Here is a 3,294-nt window from a genome sequence, read left to right as displayed (position 1 = left end):
AAACTGCTGGGCCCACAGCGGGTGAGCCGCCGATGCGGTCACAGGTTTGGGCTCAAAACGATGCAGGGCCATTCCCACACCGGCCACGGCAGCAGCTGCACCAACCCCCAAAATCAGATTGCGCCTCGAGGCACCAGAGCTTTGATTGTTCATGTCTAAATTGTCTTTCATGCAGCCAGCAGGCGCTCAAGCGCCGCCAAATCCCCCCGCGGCGAGCGGCCTTGCGCATCGGTCAAAAGGGCCCCGCGCACATCGTCCAGATCATAAATACGCAGGTGAACTCCGACATCTTCCTTTAAAGGCTCACAAAAGCTGTGCAAGCTGAGTACATCCACGTCATCGCCGTGCAGGCCACGAACGGTTTGCACCTCATAACGTTGGTCCTGGTTGATCAGGGCAATTTCCGCCGATTTGGGGTCATCGCAAAACAAGGCCAGATCGATGTCACACAACCGTGTGGCCCAGCCTTGCCAAACAGCCCCCCCTAAATGCGGGCGAAATTCTTTCAAGCGCAGCATCCAGACCTGGGCCAGTTCGCGCAATGCCCGCAACTCGGCAGGCTGCGTATCGGCGCAAAACAAGGCAATGTAGTCGCGCACCTCGGACTCGATCACATCGTTGGTCGGTAAGGCCGTCCGGCCAGGCAGGCCCAAGGCCTTGAGGGCGCGGTGCTTGGCCGGACCAAAAGCCAGGCCTTCTTCCACCACCAGGCGGGCGGCAGTGGCTGCAATTTCGAGGGCGACATCGTTCATGGGCCCTGATTGTGCCCGGCTGAAAATGGACGGGGCTTGCCGCCCCCTAAAATCCTGGCATGCATATACATATTTTGGGCATTTGTGGCACCTTCATGGGTGGATTGGCCGCCTTGGCACGTGAAGCTGGACACCGGGTGACTGGCTGTGACGCGGGCGTCTACCCCCCCATGAGTGACCAATTGAGCGCTTTGGGCATTGGTTTGATAGAGGGCTTTGGGGCCGACCAGATGGCCTTGAATCCCGACCTGTATGTGATTGGCAACGTCGTCAGCCGTGCCCGCTTGGGCGATGGCAGCCCCAAATTCCCACTGATGGAAGCCATCCTGGAAGCTGGTGCGCCCTACACCAGCGGTCCTCAGTGGCTGTCAGAGCACGTGTTGCAGGGCCGCCATGTGCTGGCCGTTGCTGGCACGCATGGCAAAACCACCACCACCTCGATGCTGGCGTGGGTGTTGGCACAAGCCGGTCTGCAACCCGGTTTCCTGGTCGGTGGTGTGCCCTTGAACTTTGGCGTCTCCGCCCGCCTTGGCAGCGGCAAGCATTTCGTGATAGAAGCCGACGAATACGACACCGCCTTCTTCGACAAGCGCAGCAAGTTCGTGCACTACCGACCACGCACGGCGATTTTGAACAACCTCGAATTCGACCACGCCGATATTTTTGACGACCTGACCGCCATTGAGCGCCAGTTTCACCACCTGGTGCGCACCGTGCCCGGCTCGGGCCGGGTGGTGGTCAACGGCCTGGAGGAAAGCCTGACACGGGTGTTGGCACAAGGCTGCTGGAGCGAAGTCCGCAGCTTTGGATCGACCGTGAGCGACTTCATGGCCGAAGGCGAGCCGTCCAACTTCAAAGTGCTGCAGGCGGGCCAACCCGTTGCCGACGTGCAGTGGGGCATCGGCGGCGTGCACAACCAACTCAACGCGCTGGCGGCCATCGCCGCCGCCGAGCATGTGGGCGTGCGCCCGTCTATCGCAGCCAAGGCCCTGGCCAGCTTTGAAAACGTCAAGCGCCGCATGGAGGTGCGCGGCACCGTCCATGGCACCACCGTTTATGACGACTTTGCCCACCATCCCACCGCGATTCGTACAACAGTCAATGGCTTGCGTCGACAGGTTGGCAAGGCGCGCATCCTGGCCATCTTCGAGCCGCGCAGCAACACCATGAAACTGGGCGCCATGAAAGCCCAGTTGCCCTGGAGCCTTGAAGAAGTCGATCTGGCTTTTTGCCACTCGGGCGGTCTGGGCTGGGATGCAGCGGCTGCGCTCGCACCCATGGGCGAAAAAGCGCAAGTGGGTGCCAACATTGATGAGGTGATCGCACAAGTCATGGCCCAGACGCAGCCTGGCGACCACCTTTTGTGCATGAGCAATGGCGGCTTTGGCAGCATCCACGCCAAGCTGCTGGAAGCCTTGCAACGCTAGCGCACATCACCCCTAAAAAAGCCCGCAGATGCGGGCTTTTTCATGGCGCAAGACCTGTGCAATTCAGCGTGAGCGTCGCGCCTTCACAGCATCCGACAGAACCTTCAGCACCTGCTTGCTGTCTTCCCATCCGATGCAGGCATCGGTGATGCTTTGCCCGTAGGCCAGCTTGGTCACGTCATCCTTGCCGGCGGTGAACTTCTGGGCACCATCGACGAGGTGGCTCTCGACCATGACGCCAAACACCTGGCGTGAACCGCCGCTGATCTGCGCCGCAATGTCTTGCGCCACATTGATCTGTCGCTCGTGCTTTTTGCTGCTGTTGGCGTGGCTGCAATCGACCATCAGGGTGGCGGGCAGCTTGGCGGCTTCGAGTTCCTTGCACGCGGCTGCGACACTTTCAGCATCGTAATTGGGGGCCTTGCCGCCGCGCAAAATCACGTGGCAATCCTTGTTACCTTGGGTCTGCACAACAGCGACCTGGCCATTTTTATGCACCGAAAGGAAATGGTGGCCCCGCGCTGCGGCTTGGATCGCATCCGTGGCGATCTTGATGTTGCCGTCCGTGCCGTTCTTGAACCCGATGGGCGCGGACAGGCCAGAAGCCAGTTCGCGGTGCACCTGACTCTCGGTCGTGCGGGCACCAATGGCTCCCCAACTGATCAGATCGCCGATGTATTGGGGGGATATCACGTCGAGGAACTCGCTGCCTGCGGGCATGCCCTGGCGGTTGATCTCGATCAGCAACTGGCGTGCAATGCGCAGGCCTTCGTCGATGCGGTAGCTCTCGTCCAGATAGGGGTCATTGATCAGACCCTTCCAGCCCACCGTGGTGCGGGGTTTTTCAAAGTACACCCGCATCACGATTTCAAGGGTGTCGGCGTATTGGTCCCGAAGGGGCTTCAGGCGGCGGGCGTAATCCAGCGCTGCAGCCGGATCATGAATAGAACATGGGCCGATGATGACCAGCAGTCGGTCATCTTTGCGATGCACAATTTTGGCAATCGATTGGCGGGTTTGAGAGATCAGCTTTTCCGTGGCGGTGCCGGCGATCGGGAAGAATCGAATCAGATGTTCGGGCGGCGGGAGCACGGTGATGTCCTTGATGCGTTCAT

Annotated in this window: 3 protein-coding genes; 1 reads left to right on the top strand and 2 read right to left on the bottom strand. The window is 60.1% G+C overall.

Annotation, left to right across the window (positions count from 1 at the left end; genetic code table 11):
• Nucleotides 1-167: 167 nt before the first annotated feature.
• Nucleotides 168-752 (bottom strand): hypothetical protein, encoded by a 585-nt coding sequence (locus ACIQ3A_RS14540; RefSeq protein ID WP_396432441.1) that lies wholly within the window; start codon nucleotides 750-752, stop codon nucleotides 168-170.
• Between the two features lie 59 nt (nucleotides 753-811).
• On the opposite strand from ACIQ3A_RS14540, the gene mpl reads away from it, so the two are divergent.
• Entirely contained in the window at nucleotides 812-2,179 is a 1,368-nt protein-coding gene (gene mpl, locus ACIQ3A_RS14535) for a UDP-N-acetylmuramate:L-alanyl-gamma-D-glutamyl-meso-diaminopimelate ligase (protein ID WP_396432440.1), read from the top strand.
• 63 nt (nucleotides 2,180-2,242) lie between these two features.
• On the opposite strand, the gene ACIQ3A_RS14530 is transcribed toward mpl, so the two are convergent.
• Nucleotides 2,243-3,294, bottom strand: a 1,052-nt coding sequence (locus tag ACIQ3A_RS14530) for a 3-deoxy-7-phosphoheptulonate synthase (RefSeq protein ID WP_396432439.1), incomplete at its 5' end; no start/stop codon positions are given.

Origin of the sequence: Limnohabitans sp. (genome assembly GCF_044361985.1) — a bacterium.
GTDB lineage: Bacteria > Pseudomonadota > Gammaproteobacteria > Burkholderiales > Burkholderiaceae_C > Limnohabitans_A.
Note: the sequence above shows the minus strand (reverse complement) of the source record. Positions and strands in the feature narration are given on the sequence as shown.